Below are 22,863 nucleotides of genomic sequence, written 5' to 3' on the forward strand. Positions count from 1 at the left end.
TATTTGCAACTTTTGTAAGTAAAATTATTAACTTCTAAAACATATAGGTCTATCAAAAAAATGAAACTATCGCATTTTAACTTCGAGTTACCTGAAGAGTTATTAGCGGAATATCCCTCTGAAAACAGGGATGAGTCACGTTTAATGGTATTAAACAGAAAAGATCAAACAATTGAACACAAAATGTTTAAAGATGTCATCGATTATTTTGATGAAGATGATGTCATGATTTTAAACGACACCAAAGTTTTTCCAGCAAGATTATACGGGAATAAAGAGAAAACAGGTGCGCGTATTGAAGTATTTTTATTACGTGAGTTAAATGAAGAACAGCGTCTTTGGGATGTGTTGGTAGATCCAGCTAGAAAAATCCGTATTGGTAATAAATTGTATTTCGGTGAAGGCGAATCTTTAGTCGCTGAAGTTATTGACAATACCACATCTAGAGGTAGAACCCTTCGTTTTTTATATGATGGTTCTTACAGAGATTTCCGCGTAAAATTAACCGAACTTGGAGAAACGCCACTGCCTAAATACATCAAGCGTGAAGTGGAACCAGAAGATGAAGAGCGTTACCAAACTATTTTTGCAAAAAATGAAGGTGCCGTTGCAGCTCCAACAGCTGGTTTACATTTCTCGAGACATCTATTAAAGCGCCTAGAAATTAAAGGCGTTAAGTTTGCGGATGTAACCTTGCATGTTGGTTTAGGAACATTTAATCCTGTTGAGGTTGAAGATTTATCCAAGCATAAAATGGATAGTGAAGAAATCATTATTAAGAAACCAACAACAGATATAATTAATAAAGCAATTAAAGATAAAAAACGCATTTGTGCCGTTGGTACAACAGCAATGCGATCTGTAGAAAGTGCTGTTTCGTCCAGTGGAACCTTGAATGAGTTTGATGGCTGGTCCAATAAATTTATTTTCCCACCTTACGATTTTAGTATAGCCAATTGCATGATTACTAATTTCCATACACCAAAATCAACACTTTTAATGATGGCTTCCGCTTTTGCTGGTCATGACTTTATTAAGAAAGCGTATGATGAGGCTGTTAAAGAAAAGTACAAATTTTATAGTTATGGTGATGCCATGCTAATTATATAATAAACATGATTAAAGCCTTGTTTTTACAAGGCTTTTTCATTTTATTTTTTTACGTTTTATAGATCTTATATGAGTGATAAAAAAGATATCCGTGCTTTAACCAAAGACCAATTACGAGACTTTTTTGAAAAAGAAGGCAATCAAGCATTTCGTGGCAATCAGGTTTATGAATGGCTTTGGAGTAAATCGGCACATAGTTTTGCGGATATGACAAACTTGTCCAAGGAAACACGCGCTATGCTAGAAAATAACTTTGTCATTAACCATATTAAGGTGGACGATATGCAAAGGAGTAGTGATGGCACGATTAAAAATGCGGTTAAGCTACATGATGGGTTAGTTGTGGAATCGGTTTTAATACCTACTAAAACGCGTACAACAGCGTGTGTATCTAGTCAAGTTGGTTGTAGTTTGGACTGTAAGTTTTGTGCCACATCACGATTAAAGCGTATGCGTAATTTAAATCCAGATGAAATTTATGATCAGGTGGTTGCTATTGACAATGAAAGTAGACTTTATCATGACAGACCTTTAAGCAACATTGTGTTTATGGGAATGGGTGAGCCGCTTATGAATTACAACAATGTGCTGAAAGCCATTGATAAAATAACATCACCTGAAGGTTTAGGTATGTCGCCAAAACGCATTGTGGTATCCACGTCAGGTGTACCTAAAATGATAAAAAAAATGGCAGATGAAAAGGTTAAATTTAAATTAGCCGTTTCCTTACATTCCGCCATCGATGAGGTGCGAACATCTATTATGCCTTTTAATGCTACGTTTCCCTTAAAGGATTTACGCGAAGCTTTGGAGTATTGGTATGCACGGACAAAAAATAGAATTACCTACGAGTATGTGGTTTGGAAAGGAATTAATGATCAAAAAAAGGATGTTGATGCTTTAATAGAATTCTGCAAGTTTGCACCTAGTAAGGTGAATTTAATTGAGTACAACCCAATTGATGATGGTATGTTTCAACAAGCACATGATGAAGCTATTGATATGTATGTAAACATGCTAGAAAAAAATAATATTACAGTTACCGTAAGACGTTCACGAGGTAAAGATATTGATGCCGCTTGTGGGCAGTTAGCCAATAAGAGTTCATAAAAAAAAGGCTACTTAATTATAAGTAGCCTTTTTAATTTAATAGTAGTTATTTATAATTATTCAATAACCACTTTCTTTCTTTTTTGTGCGTTAGAATTCGCATCTGTAACCTCTACAATATAAATTCCAGAAGCTAAATTACCAGCATCAATGTTTTGAGATTCTAAACGTGTATTTCCGTTAAGAACTTCTTGTCCTGCAATATTCAAAATGCGATAGTTAGCTTCGCCTTGAAGATTAGAAAGGGTTACTACTTTGTCTTTACAACCAATAAACATGGAGTTTAATGCGAATTCATCAGTGCTTAATAAAGTGCCTACTAAACTGACATCATCAAAGTTTATAATAAATTGATCAGAAACATCATGATGTCTGAAGGCAATATATATAGTTGATGAGCCATCCAGTGCTGACAAATCTAAACTTCTACTAACGAATGCGCCAGCAGCTCCGGCATCGTTACCTAAATCTTCATTAAAACTTACAGTTATGGCTGGATTCATAAAGTCGGCAATGGTATTTCCTGTTGAGACATAAACGGTATACACTTCCGCAGAATAATCTGGATCTGCACCTCCTACTGAATAGTTTAAAACCATATCAATATTATTAGTTACATCAATAGCAGGTGATATGGCATAATTGTTTGGGAATAAAGCACCTGGTGTTGGGTTCCATGATTCAGACGACATATAATTATTAATACCGTTTTGCGCAACACTAGGATCATAAGCCATGAAATTAAAGCCGTCACCATCTTCGTCTAAAAGTGTCCAATCTGAAATGTCTTGATCCTCAAAATCATCCGAGAATAATTGTGCTTTGGCACTAAATGAAATGGTAAGACAAATAGTTAATAGTAAAGTAATTTTTTTCATAATATTATAATTTTCAAGATTAATCAATAAAAATACAAAATTTAAATTATTTAAGCGATTTTTGTACGATTTTAACATGTCACCTAATTAGTAGTTATATCATGTTAGTGTTTAAGCAGTTCTTTCAATTACGTCATTATTTCAATAATCCTAATGGCTGTTTGCAATTAGTAGAACATGGAAACCATGGTATAGCTTATTATCTGATTTAATAGTAAATGTTTGAAGTTGGCGGATAAAAAGCCATAAAAAAAGCGCTACTTTATAATTAAAGTAGCGCTTTTATGTTTAATTAAAATAGTCGTTATTCTTTAACTATTTTAATTGTTTGCTTTTTGCCTTCAGCAGAAATATTCATAAAGTAAATACCATTGCTTAATGTTGATACATTAATTGTATTATTTACAATATTTGCTTCATTTACAAGTAACACACGCTGACCTAATTGATTGATTATTTCAACAGCATTAATGTTTAAAGTCGTCTTAATAGTTACATTAGTGTTAACAGGATTTGGATAAACGGAAAACAATTCAAGCGTGTTTGTGTCAACAGATAATAATGGGTCTTCTTCTGTTGTAAAGCTCCAAGTGCTAGATCCCACAGCTTCTCCAGCAAGATTTTTAGCAACTATTTGCCAGAAGTATTCTGTAGAATAATCCATTCCAGTAATATTTACCATATCATTTGGTGTGTTTCCTAATAAGTTAAGATTGTTGGCAGCATCACCTAAATAAACATCATAAGAAGTTGCAGCATCGCCAGTTGTAGCAGGACTCCAATCAAAAGCTACAAGATAGTCGCCATTTGTAGGGTCTACAAATACATCAACTGCGCCGTCAGCAGGTGTTGGAGTTGTTACTGGATTCGGAGCAGAACCTGTTGGCTGCTGAACCATTACATTGTCTAATGTCCAATAATAAGACCAGTCGCCTACCCATCTAAATCTAACTTGTGCATTAGTTACACCAGCCAATTCAGCAGAAACATCAATTGTTACAGCGCCAAGAGTAAAATAGTCAGGCGCAGGTACTGTAGTCTCATCATAAACAGCAACTTGTACCCATGATGTACCATTATACACTTCTACATAACCTTCTCCGCCATATTCCGTAAGAATAAGATGATTAAAAGTTAATTTTATAACGGTTAATGCAGAACAATCAAAAGCAGGACTTATTAAAGCCGCATTTTCTGGTGCACTATCATTACCATAAGCATCACTATTGAACATGGCATAAATGCCAGAAAATCCAGCCGCACTGTATAAAACATCATTTGCCGCACCGAAGAATGGCGCTTCTCCACCTGTTTCAAAAGTCCAAACGCCTCCAGCTGCTAAATCCGTGTTAGACCAACCTGTTGGTGTAGAAAGACCAGCATCAAAATTTTCGTCTAAAACAACCTGTCCAAAAGAAAAGGAAATAGACAATAAAAATAAAAATAAAGTAATTTTTTTCATGTTTGTTAATTTTAATTAAAAAAAGTTAACCTCAAAGGTATTGTTTATTTTCACAAATCCTATAAGATTTTGGCTACAAAAAAAATTTCTAAAAAGCTATTGCAGTCCTTTTATTGTAGAATTTGTTAATGAAAAGCAGAAGTTCACTGATTTCGTGTTAGTTATGCTATTTTCATATAAGATTTGGGTTCTAACCTTCATATTCAAAACACCCTTAACAAACAATTGTTATGAATTTTTTTTAAATATGTGTCTACCAGAATCAATGTTAGTTTTTCACTGGCTTTTTTAGTAATTTCGCCATTCCACAATAGCCATATTTGCTTTTGAAAATAGTAGAACAAATAAAACAGCCAGTAGATTATGAAATGGAACTTTTTGAACAAAAGTTTCAGTTGGCTATGTCTTCTAAAGTGGCGCTGCTAAATAGGATTACCCATTATCTTGTTAATAGAAAAGGAAAACAAATGCGACCTATGTTTGTGTTTTTGGTTGCTAAAATGGTTTCCAATGGCGAAATTAGTGAGCGTACATATCGAGGTGCATCCGTTATAGAATTGATTCATACAGCAACGTTAGTGCACGATGATGTGGTGGATGATAGTAATAGACGACGTGGTTTTTTCTCTATTAATGCACTTTGGAAAAATAAAATTGCCGTTTTAGTTGGGGACTACCTGTTGTCCAAAGGTTTGTTACTCTCTATTGATAATAATGATTTCGACTTATTGAAAATCATTTCTATTGCTGTTCGTGAAATGAGTGAAGGTGAATTGCTTCAAATAGAAAAAGCCCGAAAACTCGATATTACCGAAGCTATTTATTATGAAATTATTCGTCAAAAAACAGCAACTTTAATTGCAGCTTGTTGCAGCTTGGGTGCCGCATCCGTAAAACCAGATTCAGATCATGTAGAACGTATGCGTAAATTTGGAGAGCTTATTGGTATGGCGTTTCAAATTAAAGACGATTTGTTTGATTATGGTACCGAGAAAATTGGTAAACCAACAGGTATTGATATAAAGGAACAAAAAATGACCTTGCCCTTAATTTATGTGCTGAATACCGTTTCTAAAAAAGATAAAAATTGGATTATCAATTCCATAAAAAATCATAATAAAGATAAAAAAAGAGTAAACGAAGTCATTGCATTTGTTAAAGAAAACGGTGGTTTAGATTATGCCATTGTTAAAATGAAAGCTTTTCAAGAGGAAGCTTTACAAATACTTAATACCTATCCCAAATCTGATTTTCGTGATTCTTTAGAGCTTATGGTGAATTACGTTATTCAACGTAAAAAATAATTTTTTTTTAACGTCAGGCAACCTTTCGTATAAAATTTGCGTCTTAATTAATAGAAGCTCTAATGAAAGCGATTTTGAAGGTTATTCAACTACATAAAAATAATACGACCCTAATTAAAAAGGCTGCTAAAAACAATCGGGAAGCACAACAAGTGCTGTTTGATACCCATGCGCCTAAAATGTTGAGTGTTTGTAGGTATTATGTAAAAGATTTCCAAAAAGCCGAAGAAGTCATGCTTAACGGTTTCCTTAAAGCATTTACACATTTAAAACAATTTCAGGATACGGGAAGTTTTGAAGGGTGGTTGCGAAAAATTATGGTTCGCGAAGCTATTTCTTATTTGCGTCAAGCTAAAAAAATTGAATTTCCTGTAGATGATATAGAATCAAATCAATACCAAGAGAGTTATAATAATGTGCATAGTAATATGGATGTGGCGCAAATTCAACAATTAATTGATCAGCTTCCCGAAGGTTATAAAATAGTTTTTGTTATGTATGCTATTGAAGGCTACAAACATCAAGAAATTGCAGATATGCTTAACATTACGGAAGGCACCTCTAAATCGCAATTATTTAAAGCGCGAAAGCAGCTTCAACAACAATTACAAGTACTTAATTCATCGCAATATGGCACCAAATAAATTTGAAAATAATATAAAGAAAACATTGGAGGAACGTCAAATTCAACCGTCGTCCAATGCTTGGAATCAGTTATCGGAATCATTGGATAAGCAAGATAAAAAATCATCAAATACATATATCTGGTTTATCGGTATTGCTGCCAGTATTATTGGTTTGTTGTTTGTAGTGAATACTTTTCAACCTTTTCAGGAAATAGAAAAGACATCAAATCCAGTGGTAGTCGAAACATCTTCTGAAAATAATCTGGAGATTGATTCCAAAGTAGAAACACCAAAAATGGTTACTAGTTCTGATAAAGAAAACAGTAGTCTAGTTGAAGATTTAGCTACGAAGAGTTCCGCTAATTATCAAACTTCAAAAAGACAAAAAGTATCAGCAAAACGTTATGCCGCTGTGGATAAAGATGAGTGGCGTGAAGTGACTTCCAACAATACGTCTGATGTGGAAAAAACCTCTGAAGAGGCCAAACAAATAATTAACAACCAAGCGACTGAAAATATGATTGTCCAAAACGAAACTGCTAATGGGATTATTGATTCCGATTTAAATTTGGAAGTAGAAGCCTTGTTGAAACAAGCAACATCCAAGGTTTCGTCTGTGTCAGGTTCAGATGAAACAAACTATACTATTAACCCCAATAATTTATTAGAAGACGTGGAAATGGATTTGGAAAAATCCTTTCGAGATAAAGTTTTTGAAACCATAAAAACAAACTTCACCATTGTAAAAACAGCGGTTGCCGACCGTAATAATTAATAATTCATCAATTTCAAATCAAACAGTTATGCAAAACAGTATTAAATATTTAGTAGGCTTTATGCTCACCTGTGTCGTATATGTTAATTACGCACAAGAAGTAAATAACAGCGAAAAAATTGAACAGCTCGAGAACCAGAAAACGCTAGTTCAAAATGAAGAAAAAGAACAGTTAAAACAGGCTGTGGAAGCTATTAATGTCCGCTTGGATAATAAGGAAATTTCTTATGAAGAAGCCTCCAAATTAAAATCGGCTGCAGCGGAAAAGCACGCATTAAATATTGAAAATCGTTTAACAATTATTGAAAATCGTATCGCATTATTAGAACGCAATGCGCATGTTACACAGGATACGGGTGCTAATTTAGACGGTTTTACATTGGAAATTGGCAAAAACAAGGATTCTGATGAGTACGACGTGAAGAGTATTTATATTGGACCAAAAACAAAAAAGAAGCCTGTTGTTTATGACCGGAGAACCACGAGTGATTTAGTTTTTGCCATCGGGTTTAATAATGCTATTATTGAAGGGCAATCCTTAAACGATTCACCTTACAAAATAGGAGGTTCAGGATTTGTGGAATTAGGTTGGGCTTGGAAGACACGTATCTTTGAAAACACGAATGCCGTTCGTTTTAAATACGGTTTATCTGTGCAATGGAACAAATTAGACATTAAAGATAATTTGTATTTCACGGAAGAAAATGACGTGGTTACATTGGAAGAACACCCACTAAACTTAAATAAATCAAAATTTAGAACAACCAATTTAGTCATTCCAATGCATTTTGAATTTGGGCCTTCAAAGAAAATAGAACGCGATGATTATTTTAGATATTCTACTTATAAGAAATTCAAATTCGGAATAGGAGGTTACGGTGGCATTGTCATGCAGTCCTTACAAAAATTAAAGTATGATGAAAATGGCAGTAAGCAAAAAGATAAATTTAAGGATTACAACACCAATAATTTTGTTTACGGTTTAAGTAGTTATGTGTCTTGGGGAAATGTTGGTATTTACGCTAAATATGATTTGTCAACCATATTTAAAGATCAAGCCATAGAACAAAACAATATTTCACTAGGATTGCGCTTTGACATGGATTAGATTTAAGTGTTATTTGAATTAGTAACAAAGGCTTCAATGTAATTGAAGCCTTTTTGTTTGTTATTATTTAATTGCTTTTTCCAAGGCATCTTTACCGCCAACAATAGGAAGTTGTAACGTTGTTTTATCTAAATCAATGGTTAATTCCGTTCCAGGTTTTGGCAATATGGTGTATTGATTATCACTAGAAAAAATCATTAACCCAATGTGTTGCCCTTTAGGAATAACTTGGTCATCTGGTTGTAAATCGAAATTAACTGTATAAAACTTGCCGGGTTTCAATGGTTCACTCTCGGAAATAGATTTATGGTTCTGAGGGTCTGCCCAACCACGCGTTATAATGTTGTCCGTAATTTTTGCGCCTTTTTCTCCATTCCAAGGTAAAGACACTAACCAAACAGATAAGTTGGCTGCTGGTTTACTGCTAGCAAGTGTAACAGATATTTTGGCTAAACCAGAAATATGTAGGTCTTCCGTTAAAGTTGGTAATGTATATAATAACCTATTGTTAGATTCTGTTGCTTGTGCTAAATCTATTCCGGAAACTGTGGCATCATCAACCAAGGTTTCCTGTCCTTGTTTTTTTGCTGGTATTGGTGTTAAACGACCTGCTGTCTTGCCACCTTTTCCTAAATGAAGTGTTATATGTTTGGCATCAGGATTTGGATAGTCTTTGTAAGCAGTAGGCTCTTGTCTGTAGTCATTTTCACGAACAATCCATGCTTTCGCATCATTTTCTACACCATTATCAACACCATGTAAATAATGAGTAAACCAACGATTCATCATGGACATTGGAGGTGGACCTCCATGACCAAACTGGTGATAATAAATTTGTACCGGTAATCCCATGTCTTTAGCTGCTTGATAAATACGGTAGCTGTGTTCTGGCATCACGTTCCAATCATTAAAACCATGAGACATTAATAAAGCAGCTTTCATAGGTTCCATTTGGTTTAAATAATCACGTCCAGCCCAAAAGTCATTATAATCGCCTGTTACGCGATCCATACCATTTTTCATCTCCGTATCGCGAACAGTCCTATTATTATAAGCGCGTTTGGATTCGTCACCGCTATGAATAAAATCATATAACACATCAATATCTTCACCAAGATAACCACCTGGTGAGCGTACCAAACCATTAGAACGGTAATAATGATAGTATGATGTGTTTGGTGCTACAGGAATTATAGCTTCCAAACCTTCAACACCTGTTGTAGCGGCTGCCAATGGAATAGTTCCATTATAACTGGTTCCAGTCATACCTACTTTTCCAGTACTCCAAAAGGCCTCTACAGTTTCGTTACCATCCGGTGTTGTATAACCTTTTGCACGACCATTTAACCAGTCAATAACCGCTTTTGGTGCTAAAGACTCATTGATGCCGCCAACGGTAGGTGCACCCTGTGATAATCCCGTTCCTGGCGATGAGGAATGCACCACAATATAACCACGTGGAACCCACGTCCGAATTTGCGAATTGGAAATTATAGGGCGTTCACCTGTACGTTTTACTTCTACTTTGGTTCTTGGCTTTTCTTCCTCACCAAGTTCATGATTTACATTCCAGAATAAGCCGTCAACTTCGCCAGCAACACCAGCATAATATGGACTAGATTCATATACAATAGGTAGCTTTAAACCTTCAGTGTCGGTTTGTTTAGGTCGTGTAACTGCTACGTGCATCCGGTCCATCTTGCCATCGCCATCCGTGTCAAAAGTAGTTTCAACCCATAAGTCATGACGAATCCAATCCTCTGTATTACTAAAGGCTTCAACTATTTGCGCTTCGCCATTTTCAAAAACAGGGATGGCTTTTTCTTGTGCACTCACCAAGGAAATACTAAATAAGGAGAGTATACTATATACAAACCATTGAACGTGTTGTTTCATAATAAAAATGCGTTTAATTATTTAAAAAAAATAGAGTAACCAATTTAGTATTTTAATTGGCACATCAAAATTAGGTTATTCATCATTAGATTCTTGAAAGGCATCTTGAAATTCAATATCATCATCAACGACACCTTTAAAAGCTTCAATCCAGGCATTTTTAAAAATACTGGTAATTGTGGGCCACACTTTAGTCCCTACGTTATTTAAATCTCCTTCAATAGGAATTTTGGTTGCTAAGGTATCGGTTTTCTGATTTTTTAATGCGAATTTAAAGAATCCTATAAATCCTTCCCATAATGTTTCAACAAAATTATCGTCTTTACCAATTAGCACAGAGTCTGCTAAAAGCGGTTTCATATACCCCTTTAAATACCCGTCAGCTATAGCAATTTCGCTAAATAGACCAAAATTTCCACGTTCAAAATTGATGTTTGCATAATGTTTGGTAAAATCATTTAAAGCAGTCATATCTACATTTTCCAAAGAAAAGGCAATATCCATATCTGGAACTTCTTTAATTAAGTTGACTTTACCATCCAATGTCATGTTGCCAGCACCAATAGATCTTCCGGTAGCATGAATGGGCGATGGTAGTGTTTTTTCTTTAGAAACCACATTGCGTAAATTATCAGCAGTAAATTCAACTTCTGTGAAATTCAAATCAATTTGTGGCTCTGCTTGCATTTGCAAAAATGAAAATTTTCCATTGTGAATTTCAAAATGGTTAATATCGATTGGAATAATTTCAGTTAATGCATTAGTCCAATCGTCAGCATCAGCCTCCGGTGTGCCTGCTTCCGATTCTTGATCCTCAAAAACATAACTAATTTCTGGGTTAGACATGATAACTTCCGTCACTATTTTACCTTTGAATAAGGATTTCCATTCGATAGAAATATCGCTTTTAGGAAATTTTAAAAACGGTATTTCGGTTTCTGCGTTTACTTTATTCAAATACAAACCATCAATAACATAGGCGCCGCGAATAAGTGCAATGTCTATATCTTCAACGTGACCATAATATCCCGGTAAATCTTTAAGTATGGAATTAACATGGTTTTTAACCAACGTAGGCAAATACATGCGAAAAGCGACTAAAAGGACAATTATTATAATGGGAATAGTATAACGCTTTCTACGATAAACCGGCTTTTTATTTTTTGGAGTCATTTTTAGAATTTAAAAATTTAAGATAACCAAATGCCTTATTATTTGACCTTTCTTTTAGAATGATTTAACATATTTTCAGTATTAAAACTATATTTGTAGCACGTTAAATTTTTTAAACTAAAACCCTTTCTTTTTGATTTCAAAATCCACCATAGATCAAGTATTTGAAACTTCTCGTGTAGAGGAGGTTATTGGCGATTTTGTACAATTGAAAAAATCGGGTAGTAACTACAAAGGTTTAAGTCCGTTTAGTGATGAACGTTCACCAAGTTTTATGGTGTCGCCAGTAAAACAAATTTGGAAAGATTTTTCAAGTGGGAAAGGCGGAAATGCCGTTGCTTTCTTAATGGAACATGAACATTTTACCTATCCAGAAGCTATAAAATATTTAGCGAATAAATACAATATTGAAATTGAAGAAACGCAGCAATCTAATGAGGAAAAGGAACAGGCTGATGCGCGAGAAAGTTTGTATTTAGTAAGCGAATATGCGAGCAAGTATTTTCAAAACATCTTACATAAAACAGATCAAGGAAAAGCCATAGGATTAAGTTATTTTAAGGAACGTGGTTTTACAGAAGAGACCATTAAAACCTTCAATTTAGGCTATTCTTTAGATGAATGGCAGGCTTTTACAGACGAGGCCTTAAAAAAAGGTTATCAATTAGAGTTTTTAGAAAAAACAGGCTTAACCATTGTTAAAGGCGAAAAACAATTCGATCGATTTAAGGGTCGCGTAATGTTTCCTATTCAGAGTATGAGTGGTCGCGTTTTAGGATTTGGAGGCCGTATTTTAACCAGTGATAAAAAAGCAGCCAAATATTTAAACTCGCCAGAAAGTGATTTGTACCACAAGAGTAAAGTGTTATATGGTATTTTTCACGCCAAGCAAAGTATTGCCAAAGAGGATAATTGTTATTTGGTAGAAGGGTATACGGATGTTATTCAGTTTCATCAACGTGGTATTAAAAATGTTGTGTCTTCATCTGGAACGGCTTTATCGCCAGAGCAAATTCGATTAATAAATAGGCTTACCAAAAACATAACCGTCTTATTTGATGGTGATGCTGCAGGTTTACGGGCTTCCTTGCGAGGTATTGATTTAATTTTGGAACAAGGTATGAATGTTAAGATTTGTACGTTTCCTGCTGGTGATGATCCAGATAGTTTTGCCAAACAAAATACATTGGAGGAAATTACCACGTATTTAGAAGATAAAGCCCAAGATTTTATTCAGTTTAAAGCCTCGCTTTTGGTAAAAGAAGCAAAAAACGATCCTATAAAAAAGGCCGAAACCATCCGTGATATTGTAAACAGTATTGCAAAAATTCCAGATCGGATAAAAACGGAGATTTACATTCAGGAATGTGCCCGAATAATGGACATCAGTGAATCGGTTTTGTTTAGCACTTTGGCACAAATAACGAAAAAGGAAACCCAAGAAACTAATAAACAGCTTAAGCAAGAGCAAAAAGCTTTTGATGTTATTAAGAATGAACAACAGTCTGCTAAAAAAGTGGATGTTCAATATGAATTAGAACGGAAAATTATTCAAATTCTCTTACTTTATGGGAATAAAACGGAAGATTTTGAAGATTTAATTCTGAAGGAAAACGATACGAATGAATTGGTTTTAGAACCTGTAAAGCATCAAGCTAAAGTGTTTGAAAAAATATATTTAGACTTACAGGAAGATGAAATGCAATTTACCAATGACACCTTCAAGGACTTATATTATACCATTATTGAAAGTTTAAATCAAAACCCAGATTTACAGATTGAGAACATAGTCAATACAGTTGAACCTTTAATGGCGTCAGAAATCACTACAATTTTAATGGAAGACGAGCGTCATTCATTGTCTGATTGGGAACGTAAAAATATTTTCCCTAAAGCTAAAAACACGACTATTGCACAATTAGTTAGTGAAACTATTTTAAGCTTACGCTGCTATTTAATAGATTTAAAAGTGCGTGAATTTCAACAAGAAACGTTAAGTAATAAGCAGGAAACAAACCGAAACATATTAGAAGAAGTCAAGGATTATTCGAGTTTAAAAATGCTGCTTTCAAGAAAACTTAATCGCGTTTTATAGCTCTAATAATTTAGCGCGACTAATTAAATCAACAATATTACTGACATTTAATTTTTTCATGAGTCGTGCTTTATAAGTACTCACGGTTTTTTCATTAATGTCCAATTCTTGCGCTATTTCTTTGTTTTTACGGCCTGAAGCTAATAGTTTTAAAACTTCAATCTCGCGCATGGAGAGCTTTTTGTAATAACTGCCCGATCTAGAACCGCGTTTTTTTGAGGACATTTGCTCGGCAATATCATTGCTTAAATAAACACTTCCGTCATGAACCTTTAAAATAGCTTCTTTAATTGTCATGATATCTACACTCTTCATCAGGTAGCCTTCAGCACCAGATTTAATAGTATTTATGGCATAAATTTCTTCTGGTTGTGCACTAAACATGATGGTTTTAACTTTCGGGAATTCTTTCCGTAAACGTCGCAAAGCCGTAATACCATTTAGTTTTGGTAAATCTATTTCACTTAAAATAATATCAACAGGGTGTTGTTTTAGGAAGTCAAAAATAGCTTCTCCATTATTGACACCTCCTACAACTTGAATCTGTGGTGATGTTACAAATAATAGTTCGAGCCCTTTTCTAACAATAGGGTGATTATCTACCACCAACAATTTGATCATAATTATTAAATTATAAAATTAATACAAATGAGGCGTTGCTATTTGTTGAAAGTATATCATAAAGATAGGAAATATCTGATACATTTTTAATTATTATTTTAAATTATTTGGAATTTCACAAATTGGTATTGGATTCATTTTATGCTTATTAGCATTGTTCAGGCGTTTATATATTTTGAAAACTCTGTGCTTCCGTCCATCAAATTCAGTTTCGTTTCTTCCGGCTTCATCCATGTTCATAGCCCATTCTAACTCGGGATAGGAGGCGCCAATTTGGTCTTCATCACTTCGGGAATCGCCAAATAATCCATCACTTGGTGCTGCCTTCATAATGGAAGCGGGTACGTTTAAAAATTCACCTATAGTATAAACTTCAGATTTCATTAAATCGGCAATGGGACTTAAATCCACACCACCATCACCATACTTGGTGTAAAAACCAACACCAAAATCTTCAACTTTATTTCCAGTACCTGCAACCAATAATTTTTGCAGTCCAGCATAGTAATATAGCGTCGTCATGCGCAGTCGTGCGCGCGTGTTTGCAAGAGCCATATCTACAATGTCTTGATTGCCTTCTAAAGAAACTTCGGTTTTAAATTCTTCAAAAACGGGCGTTAAATCGGTTTGGGTATCGCGTACGTTTGGATAGTTTTTTTTAAGAAAGGCTATGTGCTCTTGTCCATGCGATACGTGACTTTGTGCTTGATGGATTGGCATTTCAATACACAAAACATCCAATGCTGTTTTGGCACAAAGGGTTGAGGTCACTGCCGAATCTATTCCACCTGAAATACCCACAACAAAACCATTAACTTTAGCGTTTGTAGCATAATTGGTAAGCCATGTTACAATATAATCGATAATTTTTTCTGTTTGCATTTAATGGATTTTTTAAACAAAGTGATGTACCTTTGCCTCACAAAAATATGGCAATCGTTGGACTAATAAAAATTAACAACCTATAAGTTTTTTATGAAGTATTTAGTAAGTTTCCTTTTAGTTTTCTGCCTCTTTTCTTGCCAACAAGAAAGTCAAGTTGAACAGGATATAGAAAAAATAGAGGTTGATTTTACGGTAGAACGTTTTGATAAAGCTTTTGGAAATGCAACCCCTGATGAATTGCCAAAACTTAAAGCTGCTTTTCCATTTATGTTTCCAAAGCAGTATCCTGATGAGTTTTGGGAGGCACGAATGCAAGATACTTTGCAACAACAATTAATGACAGAAAGTAGTCAGATTTTTGATGATTTCAGTCAAGAGAAAGATGACATTACCAGACTTTTTAAGCATGTAAAATACTATTTCCCAGAATTTAGAATACCGCGCGTTATTACAACCACATCATCTGTAGATTATAGAAACAAAGTAATTGTAACAGATACCTTGGTGTTAATTTCTATCGATACCTATTTGGGGAAGGATCATAAGTTTTATGATGGAATTTCAACCTATCTAAAAGCTAATTTTGAAAGGAATCAAATGGTGGTAGATTTGGCTGCAGCTTATGCTGAAAAACAGGCCTATCAAACCGCGAGAAAAACCTTGTTGGACGAAATGATTTATTATGGTAAACAGCTGTATTTTAAAGATATGATGATTCCCTTTGTTTCAGATGCTGATAAAATAGGCTACACAGAAATGCAATTAGAATGGGCCGTTGAGAACGAATGGTTTATTTGGAATTATTTTATTGGCGAAGAATTGCTGTATGATACCAATGCCAAATTACCATCCAGATTTATTAATCCTGCGCCTTTTTCCAAGTTTTATTTGGAGCAAGTTGATAATGAGTCACCAGGTAGAGTTGGTCAATTTATAGGCTGGCAAATAGTTAAATCCTATATGGCGAATAATGACGTAACTATAAAAAGTATGTTAACAGCAGAACCTTTAGAAATTTTTAATAATAGTAAATATAAACCAAAAGATAATGGCTAATTTGAAATCAACGATAGAGCTAACAGTTGAATTAGATGAAAATCGTGTGCCCGAACATTTAACATGGACAGCCCAAGATGGAGGTATAGATAATGAAGAAGCAAAAGCAATGCTACTGTCTGTTTGGGACAGTAAAAACCAAGAAACATTGCGTATAGATTTGTGGACTAAAGATATGCCTGTAGACGAAATGAAATTGTTTTTTCATCAAACTTTAGTTGCTATGAGTGATACGTTTAATCGGGCTACTCAAGATGAGAAAATGACCGCAACTATGAAGGATTTTTGCGATTATTTTGCAGAAAAATTAGAGTTAAAGAAATAAGAAGCAATCCAAAAAGGCGATTTATATGTTAAATATACATAGAGCGTAGTTTAAATGCTTTCTATTTTTAAAAACAATAATACGGTAACTGTGCTAAATTTAACAATGAATAATCACTTTTTAGACCGCTTCTTTAAGGCTATTATTTAGTGGATTTGGTGTTAGTCATTATTTGGCGCTAAATACTTATATAGAAGCCCTGCCAATACAGCTCCTACAATTGGAGCAAGCCAAAACAGCCATAATTGACTCGTTGCCCAATCGCCCACAAATAGCGCCTGGCTCGTGCTTCTTGCTGGGTTAACGGAGGTGTTGGTTACAGGAATACTAATTAAATGGACAAGCGTTAGGGCTAGGACCTATGGCAATACCGCCAATTCCTGGAGATGCGTTTCTATGTGTTGCACCCAAAATGACGATAAGAAACATAAAGGTCATTACAATTTCTGTTATTAAAGCAGAAGTCATATCATAACCCATTGGAGAGTGTTCGCCATAGCCATTGGCTGCAAAGCCATCCGCTAATGAAAAATTAGGATGACCACTGGCAATTAAATAAAGAATTCCAGCACCAGCAATTCCAATTCCCAATTCAGGAATTCCTGCCGCTAAAACGGCACTTCCACAACCTCCAAGTACAAGCCAAAAGGTTCCAATAAATTATGCTAAAAGTTTTTTCATGTTTAATTCGTATTAATTGTTTGATTAGTAGTGGATTAAAATTACAAAAAACTTTTTAATTAAGAATCGAAACAGGTTATAATCAAAAAAAATAGGTAAACTTAAATTGTGTCGTTTAAACTTGCGGCAAAACCTCTCGATTTTATTGTTTAATTGATAATCCCAATATCGAAGATTCTTCAAATCCTACTTCGAGTTTATAATAAAGCTAGCCTCTACTTGTATTAACCAATCAGCATCCGAAGAATGTGCAACATATTTATAAACACTCCCTTTTAAATTAAGTGGTAAATAGCGGTTTTGGGTAATTAATTTTCCTACTCCAGCTCCTAATGGAATAGTCCATTGACTTTCAGTTGGTGCCTGCCAATTAGCAGTGATATTAGGATTTGAGTATAAATACCAACCGTTTTTTAAATACTTTGATAGTATAATTTCAGAATTCAAAAAATTAACCTTTTCTGTATTACTATTTCCGGCAACCGACAGAAAGTTTTGTAGTCTAAACCCGTAGGTAAAAGTATTTGCTTGCTTGATAATGACAACTGTTGGGCTTACAGAAAGTTTATCAAACCCTAAAGATTTATTAATAGATGGAAACAGAATAGCAGGGCCAAATCCCCAAGTAAAATTGCTGATTTTTGAAGGTGTTATGACGGACATAATTTGGATATTTCCAAAACCATTTTCATAACCTCTTATTGAAGGCGCATTTATTACTGGTATTTTAACGTTATTTATAAGGAGCCATTTTTGAGATAGTGCAGTAGGAATTGTGGTTTGTAATTTTAATACATTTATGTTTTCATTAGAAACAGAAAGATTATAATGAAGTGGAATAACCGCCAAATTGGCAATTGGACTTTGTATTTTGTACTCAATATTTGTGAGATCGGAATTATAATCATCAGAACCGAACTTTTCCTGTGCGTAAACAGAAAGTAGAAATAACCAAAAACATAGCATTAGTGTAAATTTTTTCATACCTGTATTTTTAAATTAATACCGAATTGAATTAATTGATTTACGCTATAAGTAATCAGAGAGGTTATTATAAAGATATAAAAATAAATTGTAATAATTTGATGTTCATTGATTTAAATGGAAATTTAATTATACTTTTTTATGAATTAGTAATTTTAATACGTTTCTATTTGAAGAATATCACATGAAATGAATTTACAGGTTTACGATGCAAAATTCCATCAATTATGCTTACCACTCATTAATTCGATTAGAATCCAGCTTAATAAAAATAAATAGTAAAATGGTAAAGCCCCAAAGTCCGGAACCACCATAACTAAAAAAGGGTAGTGGAATACCAATGGTAGGAATTAAGCCCATTACCATGCCTATATTAATCATGAAATGAAAGAATATTATGGAGGCAACGCTATAACCATATACGCGACTAAATTGCGATTTTTGGAGTTCCGCCAAATGGAGGATTCGTAATAATAGGAGCACAAAAACTAACACGACGAAGGTGGTTCCTGCAAAGCCCCATTCCTCACCAACTGTACTAAATATATAATCGGTATGTTGTTCGGGAACAAATTTTCCCGTGGTTCGTGTGCCTTCTAAATAGCCTTTTCCTTTCCAACCACCAGAGCTAATAGCTTTTTCAGATTCATAGAGATTATACAGGATGTCACGTTGCATTTCTTGAATTTTTACCGGATCCTTCTCTAACCGAAGCCATAAACTAATCCGATCCTTTTGATGCGCTTGTAAAATATTTGTATAAAAAAAGTTTATTGAAAAAGATATAATAGCGGCCGCAATAAGCATGGCTAATGGCTGTAATACCGATGGTCGTCGTTTTCTTAAAAAATGAAATGCAAATATTAAAACAGCCGAAGCTATAATAGTAATTACAATGCCAAATTTTAAAGCGGCTATAGATATAAATGCCAAAACTAAAACAATAGATAAGTAAATTTTTGGTAAGCCTTCTCTGTATAAAACAAAGAAAAAAGAGGTGTAAACAAGTGTGCTTCCAGCATCGTTTTGCATGAGTACTAAAATAGCAGGAAGTGCAATTATAATGCAAAGGCGTATTTGATCTTTAAAGGTCTTAATGTCGGTATTTAAATCACTAACATATTTGGCAACCGCTAAAGCTGTGGCTGCTTTAGCAAACTCACTAGGTTGAATAGTCATACCACCAATACCATACCATGAAATAGCGCCATTTACTTTTTTCCCAAAAAGAAACAACCCAATAAGAGATAGCATGCTTATCAGGTAAATAACACTTGAAAACCGTTCATAAAATTTGGCTTCAATAGATAAAATTAAAACGATAAGAAAAAACGTTAGTATTATAAAAATGAGCTGCTTACCGTAAGGTTGTGAAAAATCAAAATAATCTATAGTATCACCAACATGAGAAGCCGAAAGGATGTTCATCCAACCAAAGCCAACCAACATCATAAATAAAACGATGGTAATCCAGTCAAACTTGAAATATTTATTTGTTTCTCTTGCCATTAGTATTAATTACTGGTGTGTAATTTGCTTTTTAATTTTTCTACTTCTTCTGGTGGAATTGGTTGAAAAGTGGATTGCCTATTAATTTTAAACGGCGCGCCAGAATATGGTTTCAAATATTCATGTTCCAAACTATAGGTTAAAATCCAATCTTGTAAATCGGTTCTTGTAATAGTTTCATTAATATATTTTTCAATCATTAAGCTGGCAATTTTTCCTGCATAAGTAGAACCGTAATGGCCATTTTCCACAAAAACAGCAATGGCAATTTTAGGGTCATCTTTAGGTGCGAATGCTATAAATAAGGAATGATCTGTTAATTGTGTGCGTTTGCCTTCAATGATGGCGAAATTTTCAGCCGTTCCCGTTTTTCCACAAATTTCAATACCTGGAACGCGGAGTGAACGTGCTGTTCCATTGTTTTCATATACATCAAATAAGCCCTCTACTACAGGTTCAAAATGTTTTTTATCAATTGTTGTATAGTTTGGTGTGGTAAATTTCGGATCTAATTTTTGACCTTCAATATGTTTAATGATATGTGGTGTGTAATAACATCCTCGATTGGCTATAGCAGCTGTCATATTTGCTAAATGTACAGGTGTGACTAAAATTTCACCTTGACCAATGGAGTTTGAAATAATAGTTGTTGCGCCCCAATTAAAATCAGGATACCATTTGTCATAATACGCACCATCTGGGATATTTCCTTTTTTTCCAATAGGTAAATCAGTACCTAAAAACTGTCCCAATCCAAAGCTTTTTACATGCTCGCTCCAGATATCCATAGCTTTGCTAGAATTAGGAACAATATCCAAACTGCGTCTGAAAATAGTGGCGAAATAGGAGTTACAAGATTTAGAAATTCCAGAAATTAAATCGCGATTCCCTCCGCCACAGTGGCAACCCATAGTGCCACGACGACCATAATGATAAACACCAGAGCAAAACACATTGGTTTGCGGTGTAATTACACCTTCTTGCAAAGCGGTTAAGGCTACAATAGCCTTAAAAGGTGAACCAGGTTCGTGAACGCGCAAAAGTCCTTTATCTATTAAAGGTAAGTGGATACTGTCATTATATAATCTGGTGTAATTTCTAGAACGTTTTCGACCAACCAATAAATTTGGATCATATGAAGGCGCTGATACCAAAGCTAAAATTTCACCTGTTTTTGGTTCTAAAGCAACAATTCCACCACGCTTATTGGACATGAGTAATTCGCCATATTCCTGTAATCGTTGGTCAATAGTAATGGTAATGTCTTTACCTTGTTTGGGTATGGTATCGTGTTTTCCGTCTTGATAGGGACCAATGTCCCGATTGAAACGGTCTTTTTGGATGAATTTAATACCTTTAACACCACGCAACTCTTCTTCATAAGATAATTCTACACCTTGTTTTCCAATTAAATCGCCCATAATATAGTACGGATTCTTTTCAATCTGGCTTGGCGTCGCTTCAGCAATAAAGCCTAAAACATTGGCTCCAACCGTTGTTTGATAATCACGAAGCAATCGTTTTTGGATATAGAATCCTTCGTATTTTCGCATTTTCTCCTGTAAAACCGCATAATCCTCTTTAGATAAATGGGCTATAAAAACAGAGGGTAATCTAGGCGAATAATTATAAGCACGTTTATAGGTTTTTAAAAATTGTTCCTTGGTTATTTTTAAAAGTGAACAAAATTCGGTTGTGTCTAAAGGTTTTACGTCACGAGGAATAACCATCACATCATAGGATGGTTGATTGCCTACTAAAAGTTTGTTATTTCTATCATAAACAAAGCCACGTTTGGGGTAATCGTATACTTTACGGATAGCATTGTCATTTAGGATATCATGCGCTTCTGCTGAATATATCTGCAAATAGAATAGCCTACCAATAAAAGTAAAGCCTACAATAATGATAATAAAAAAGAGTAAAAATTGTCGCATTAAGTTTTCCTACTGAATAAAGTGGTTGTTATTAAACACAGTATAATAGTGAATATACTTGAAAATAACGTTTTTTGAAGCACCAAAATTATATCATTAAAGTTAAATATTTCTAAAGCGAATAGAATGAAGTGGTGAATGAAAATTAAAATGATAAAATAAATGACTTTGGCTCCAAAATCTACATTTTTAAACTTAATAGTGTGATGCTCATAAACAGAGCCAAAACAGAATTTAAGTACAACAGGTCTTATAAAAGCTATAGTTACTGCTGCAGCTGCATGAACGCCTCCAGAATCTGAAAACATATCTATTGTTAATCCTAGTGCAAAACTTAATAAAAGAAAAACAAGTCGGTTATTGTTTACAGGAAATAACAAGATAAAAATAACATATATATACGGATTTATTGACCCTAAAAAGTTAATATGGTTAAACACCAAAACTTGCGCCAACACAAGCACAATAAACTGAACGCTATATAAAAGGACGTTATTATTCATTGCTAGGTTTTAGTAAACTGTTTATTTCAGGCTTATCAACATTTTCTATAATGTACACATATTCAATATCGGTCATGTCATTAAAAAGCTGGACGTCTATGGTATAGAAATTTTCGGCTACATCTAGTCTAAAATCTTGAATCGTTCCAACGGGAATTCCTTTTGGAAAAATTACCGAACGGCCCGAAGTTACAATAGTATCGCCTTTTTTTAAGGTTGCAATTTTAGAAATTTCATTTAACTGCACAACATGAGGTGATTTGGTGTCCCACATTAATGACCCAAAATGATTGGAGTTTTTTAATTGAGCACTAATTTTAATATTAGTATTTAATATGGATAAAACCGTTGCGAACTTAGTACTGGTTTGATCTACTATTCCTAAAATTCCATTTGGTGTAATAACCCCGAAATCCTGTTGAATGCTGTCGCGTTTTCCGCGATTAATAAGTAAGACATTGTTTTTTACAGAATAACTATTTTTTATTACACGCGCCGTTGTAAACTTATAATTAACACCCGAATAAATACTATCGGATATAAAACTAGAATTAATAGTATCGTGTGGTGTGTGTAAAACAGAATTTAAACGCGCATTTTCTTCTTGTAAAAGTTGATTTTGCGATTCTAAATTGAAATATACGGTTAAGTTATTTACGGAATTATAAACACCTCCCGTAACAAAATTAGCCGAATTTATAAACTTACTTTTATGATAAGAATGCGATTGAATTGTAAAAATAACGGCAATAAAAAGCAACAGGAAATACAACAAAAAAGTTTTGTTTCTTAAAAAGAATTTAATGATTTGTTGCATGAGTTAGT

At 34.2% G+C, this 22,863-nt stretch carries 20 protein-coding genes and 1 pseudogene; 9 read left to right on the forward strand and 12 right to left on the reverse strand.

The annotated features are described in order from the left end of the window. The first annotated feature begins 60 nt into the window (after positions 1-60). Both queA and rlmN read left to right on the forward strand, forming a co-directional pair. Complete coding sequence (gene queA / locus ACFPH8_RS05115; RefSeq protein ID WP_376858990.1) at positions 61-1,110, forward strand: tRNA preQ1(34) S-adenosylmethionine ribosyltransferase-isomerase QueA; 1,050 nt, start codon at positions 61-63, stop codon at positions 1,108-1,110. 69 nt (positions 1,111-1,179) lie between these two features. Next, positions 1,180-2,220, forward strand: coding sequence for a dual-specificity RNA methyltransferase RlmN (gene rlmN, locus ACFPH8_RS05120; protein ID WP_376858992.1), 1,041 nt, complete (start codon positions 1,180-1,182; stop codon positions 2,218-2,220). A gap of 56 nt (positions 2,221-2,276) precedes the next feature. Here the strand turns inward: rlmN and ACFPH8_RS05125 are convergent, their stop codons facing one another. Together ACFPH8_RS05125 and ACFPH8_RS05130 are read right to left on the reverse strand one after the other, a co-directional pair. Next, the gene (locus tag ACFPH8_RS05125; protein WP_376858994.1) at positions 2,277-3,098 is read right to left on the reverse strand and encodes a choice-of-anchor J domain-containing protein; all 822 of its coding nucleotides are present in this window, start codon (positions 3,096-3,098) and stop codon (positions 2,277-2,279) included. Positions 3,099-3,402: 304 nt separating this feature from the next. Next, a complete protein-coding gene (locus ACFPH8_RS05130; protein WP_376858996.1) occupies positions 3,403-4,560 on the reverse strand; it encodes a T9SS type A sorting domain-containing protein in 1,158 nt (385 codons plus the stop codon). 326 nt (positions 4,561-4,886) lie between these two features. On the opposite strand from ACFPH8_RS05130, the gene ACFPH8_RS05135 reads away from it, so the two are divergent. The 4 genes from ACFPH8_RS05135 to ACFPH8_RS05150 all read left to right on the forward strand — a co-directional run bounded on the left by ACFPH8_RS05135 (position 4,887) and on the right by ACFPH8_RS05150 (position 8,373). Continuing rightward, positions 4,887-5,864, forward strand: a complete 978-nt coding sequence (locus ACFPH8_RS05135) for a polyprenyl synthetase family protein (protein ID WP_376858998.1) — start codon at positions 4,887-4,889, stop codon at positions 5,862-5,864. Between the two features lie 62 nt (positions 5,865-5,926). Further along, the gene (locus tag ACFPH8_RS05140) at positions 5,927-6,508 is read left to right on the forward strand and encodes an RNA polymerase sigma factor (protein ID WP_376859000.1); all 582 of its coding nucleotides are present in this window, start codon (positions 5,927-5,929) and stop codon (positions 6,506-6,508) included. After that, positions 6,495-7,265: a hypothetical protein gene (locus ACFPH8_RS05145; protein WP_376859002.1), complete on the forward strand. Its 771-nt coding sequence runs from the start codon at positions 6,495-6,497 to the stop codon at positions 7,263-7,265. Before ACFPH8_RS05140 ends, ACFPH8_RS05145 begins: the two co-directional genes overlap by 14 nt. 28 nt (positions 7,266-7,293) lie before the next feature. Continuing rightward, complete coding sequence (locus tag ACFPH8_RS05150) at positions 7,294-8,373, forward strand: hypothetical protein (protein ID WP_376859004.1); 1,080 nt, start codon at positions 7,294-7,296, stop codon at positions 8,371-8,373. Between the two features lie 63 nt (positions 8,374-8,436). Here the strand turns inward: ACFPH8_RS05150 and ACFPH8_RS05155 are convergent, their stop codons facing one another. Then, a complete protein-coding gene (locus tag ACFPH8_RS05155) occupies positions 8,437-10,269 on the reverse strand; it encodes a Xaa-Pro dipeptidyl-peptidase (RefSeq protein WP_376859006.1) in 1,833 nt (610 codons plus the stop codon). Positions 10,270-10,344: 75 nt separating this feature from the next. Further along, positions 10,345-11,442 carry a DUF748 domain-containing protein gene (locus tag ACFPH8_RS05160; RefSeq protein WP_376859008.1) on the reverse strand — a complete coding sequence of 366 codons (1,098 nt, stop codon included), beginning with the start codon at positions 11,440-11,442 and terminating at the stop codon, positions 10,345-10,347. A gap of 133 nt (positions 11,443-11,575) precedes the next feature. Between ACFPH8_RS05160 and dnaG the strand changes: the two genes are divergently transcribed. Next, complete coding sequence (gene dnaG / locus ACFPH8_RS05165) at positions 11,576-13,537, forward strand: DNA primase (protein ID WP_376859010.1); 1,962 nt, start codon at positions 11,576-11,578, stop codon at positions 13,535-13,537. Here the strand turns inward: dnaG and ACFPH8_RS05170 are convergent. Continuing rightward, complete coding sequence (locus ACFPH8_RS05170) at positions 13,532-14,158, reverse strand: response regulator (protein WP_248397842.1); 627 nt, start codon at positions 14,156-14,158, stop codon at positions 13,532-13,534. The genes dnaG and ACFPH8_RS05170 overlap by 6 nt on opposite strands. 93 nt (positions 14,159-14,251) lie before the next feature. Next, a complete protein-coding gene (gene nadE, locus ACFPH8_RS05175; RefSeq protein WP_376859013.1) occupies positions 14,252-15,040 on the reverse strand; it encodes an NAD(+) synthase in 789 nt (262 codons plus the stop codon). Between the two features lie 93 nt (positions 15,041-15,133). Between nadE and gldB the strand changes: the two genes are divergently transcribed. Both gldB and gldC read left to right on the forward strand, forming a co-directional pair. After that, entirely contained in the window at positions 15,134-16,099 is a 966-nt protein-coding gene (gldB, locus tag ACFPH8_RS05180) for a gliding motility lipoprotein GldB (RefSeq protein WP_376859015.1), read from the forward strand. Further along, complete coding sequence (gene gldC / locus ACFPH8_RS05185; RefSeq protein WP_248397850.1) at positions 16,092-16,424, forward strand: gliding motility protein GldC; 333 nt, start codon at positions 16,092-16,094, stop codon at positions 16,422-16,424. Before gldB ends, gldC begins: the two co-directional genes overlap by 8 nt. Before the next feature lie 161 nt (positions 16,425-16,585). Here gldC and ACFPH8_RS05190 read toward each other — a convergent pair. The 6 genes and pseudogenes from ACFPH8_RS05190 to mreC all read right to left on the reverse strand — a co-directional run bounded on the left by ACFPH8_RS05190 (position 16,586) and on the right by mreC (position 22,855). After that, positions 16,586-17,081: pseudogene (locus ACFPH8_RS05190) on the reverse strand (aquaporin). A 210-nt stretch (positions 17,082-17,291) separates the two neighbouring features. Continuing rightward, positions 17,292-18,089, reverse strand: coding sequence for a neuromedin U (locus tag ACFPH8_RS05195; protein WP_376859017.1), 798 nt, complete (start codon positions 18,087-18,089; stop codon positions 17,292-17,294). Positions 18,090-18,320: 231 nt separating this feature from the next. Further along, positions 18,321-19,598, reverse strand: coding sequence for a rod shape-determining protein RodA (rodA, locus tag ACFPH8_RS05200; RefSeq protein ID WP_376859019.1), 1,278 nt, complete (start codon positions 19,596-19,598; stop codon positions 18,321-18,323). Between the two features lie 5 nt (positions 19,599-19,603). Further along, positions 19,604-21,535, reverse strand: a complete 1,932-nt coding sequence (gene mrdA, locus ACFPH8_RS05205; protein ID WP_376859021.1) for a penicillin-binding protein 2 — start codon at positions 21,533-21,535, stop codon at positions 19,604-19,606. Then, complete coding sequence (locus ACFPH8_RS05210; protein ID WP_376859023.1) at positions 21,535-22,038, reverse strand: rod shape-determining protein MreD; 504 nt, start codon at positions 22,036-22,038, stop codon at positions 21,535-21,537. Before ACFPH8_RS05210 ends, mrdA begins: the two co-directional genes overlap by 1 nt. Then, complete coding sequence (mreC, locus tag ACFPH8_RS05215) at positions 22,031-22,855, reverse strand: rod shape-determining protein MreC (RefSeq protein WP_376859025.1); 825 nt, start codon at positions 22,853-22,855, stop codon at positions 22,031-22,033. The genes ACFPH8_RS05210 and mreC overlap by 8 nt, the downstream gene beginning before the upstream one ends. Between the last annotated feature and the right edge of the window lie 8 nt (positions 22,856-22,863).

Origin of the sequence: Bizionia hallyeonensis (genome assembly GCF_042657385.1) — a bacterium.
GTDB lineage: Bacteria > Bacteroidota > Bacteroidia > Flavobacteriales > Flavobacteriaceae > Algorimicrobium > Algorimicrobium hallyeonense.

Bases quoted from the DNA above. Each gene is read 5' to 3' on its own strand.
- ACFPH8_RS05155 (WP_376859006.1), bottom strand. From the start codon at position 10,269: ATGAAACAACACGTTCAATGGTTTGTATATAGTATACTCTCCTTATTT.
- queA (WP_376858990.1), top strand. From the start codon at position 61: ATGAAACTATCGCATTTTAACTTCGAGTTACCTGAAGAGTTATTAGCG.
- mrdA (WP_376859021.1), bottom strand. From the start codon at position 21,535: ATGCGACAATTTTTACTCTTTTTTATTATCATTATTGTAGGCTTTACT.
- ACFPH8_RS05140 (WP_376859000.1), top strand. From the start codon at position 5,927: ATGAAAGCGATTTTGAAGGTTATTCAACTACATAAAAATAATACGACC.
- ACFPH8_RS05145 (WP_376859002.1), top strand. From the start codon at position 6,495: ATGGCACCAAATAAATTTGAAAATAATATAAAGAAAACATTGGAGGAA.
- ACFPH8_RS05170 (WP_248397842.1), bottom strand. From the start codon at position 14,158: ATGATCAAATTGTTGGTGGTAGATAATCACCCTATTGTTAGAAAAGGG.
- ACFPH8_RS05210 (WP_376859023.1), bottom strand. From the start codon at position 22,038: ATGAATAATAACGTCCTTTTATATAGCGTTCAGTTTATTGTGCTTGTG.
- mreC (WP_376859025.1), bottom strand. From the start codon at position 22,855: ATGCAACAAATCATTAAATTCTTTTTAAGAAACAAAACTTTTTTGTTG.
- nadE (WP_376859013.1), bottom strand. From the start codon at position 15,040: ATGCAAACAGAAAAAATTATCGATTATATTGTAACATGGCTTACCAAT.
- ACFPH8_RS05160 (WP_376859008.1), bottom strand. From the start codon at position 11,442: ATGACTCCAAAAAATAAAAAGCCGGTTTATCGTAGAAAGCGTTATACT.
- ACFPH8_RS05195 (WP_376859017.1), bottom strand. From the start codon at position 18,089: ATGAAAAAATTTACACTAATGCTATGTTTTTGGTTATTTCTACTTTCT.
- gldC (WP_248397850.1), top strand. From the start codon at position 16,092: ATGGCTAATTTGAAATCAACGATAGAGCTAACAGTTGAATTAGATGAA.
- gldB (WP_376859015.1), top strand. From the start codon at position 15,134: ATGAAGTATTTAGTAAGTTTCCTTTTAGTTTTCTGCCTCTTTTCTTGC.
- ACFPH8_RS05150 (WP_376859004.1), top strand. From the start codon at position 7,294: ATGCAAAACAGTATTAAATATTTAGTAGGCTTTATGCTCACCTGTGTC.
- ACFPH8_RS05130 (WP_376858996.1), bottom strand. From the start codon at position 4,560: ATGAAAAAAATTACTTTATTTTTATTTTTATTGTCTATTTCCTTTTCT.
- ACFPH8_RS05125 (WP_376858994.1), bottom strand. From the start codon at position 3,098: ATGAAAAAAATTACTTTACTATTAACTATTTGTCTTACCATTTCATTT.
- rodA (WP_376859019.1), bottom strand. From the start codon at position 19,598: ATGGCAAGAGAAACAAATAAATATTTCAAGTTTGACTGGATTACCATC.
- rlmN (WP_376858992.1), top strand. From the start codon at position 1,180: ATGAGTGATAAAAAAGATATCCGTGCTTTAACCAAAGACCAATTACGA.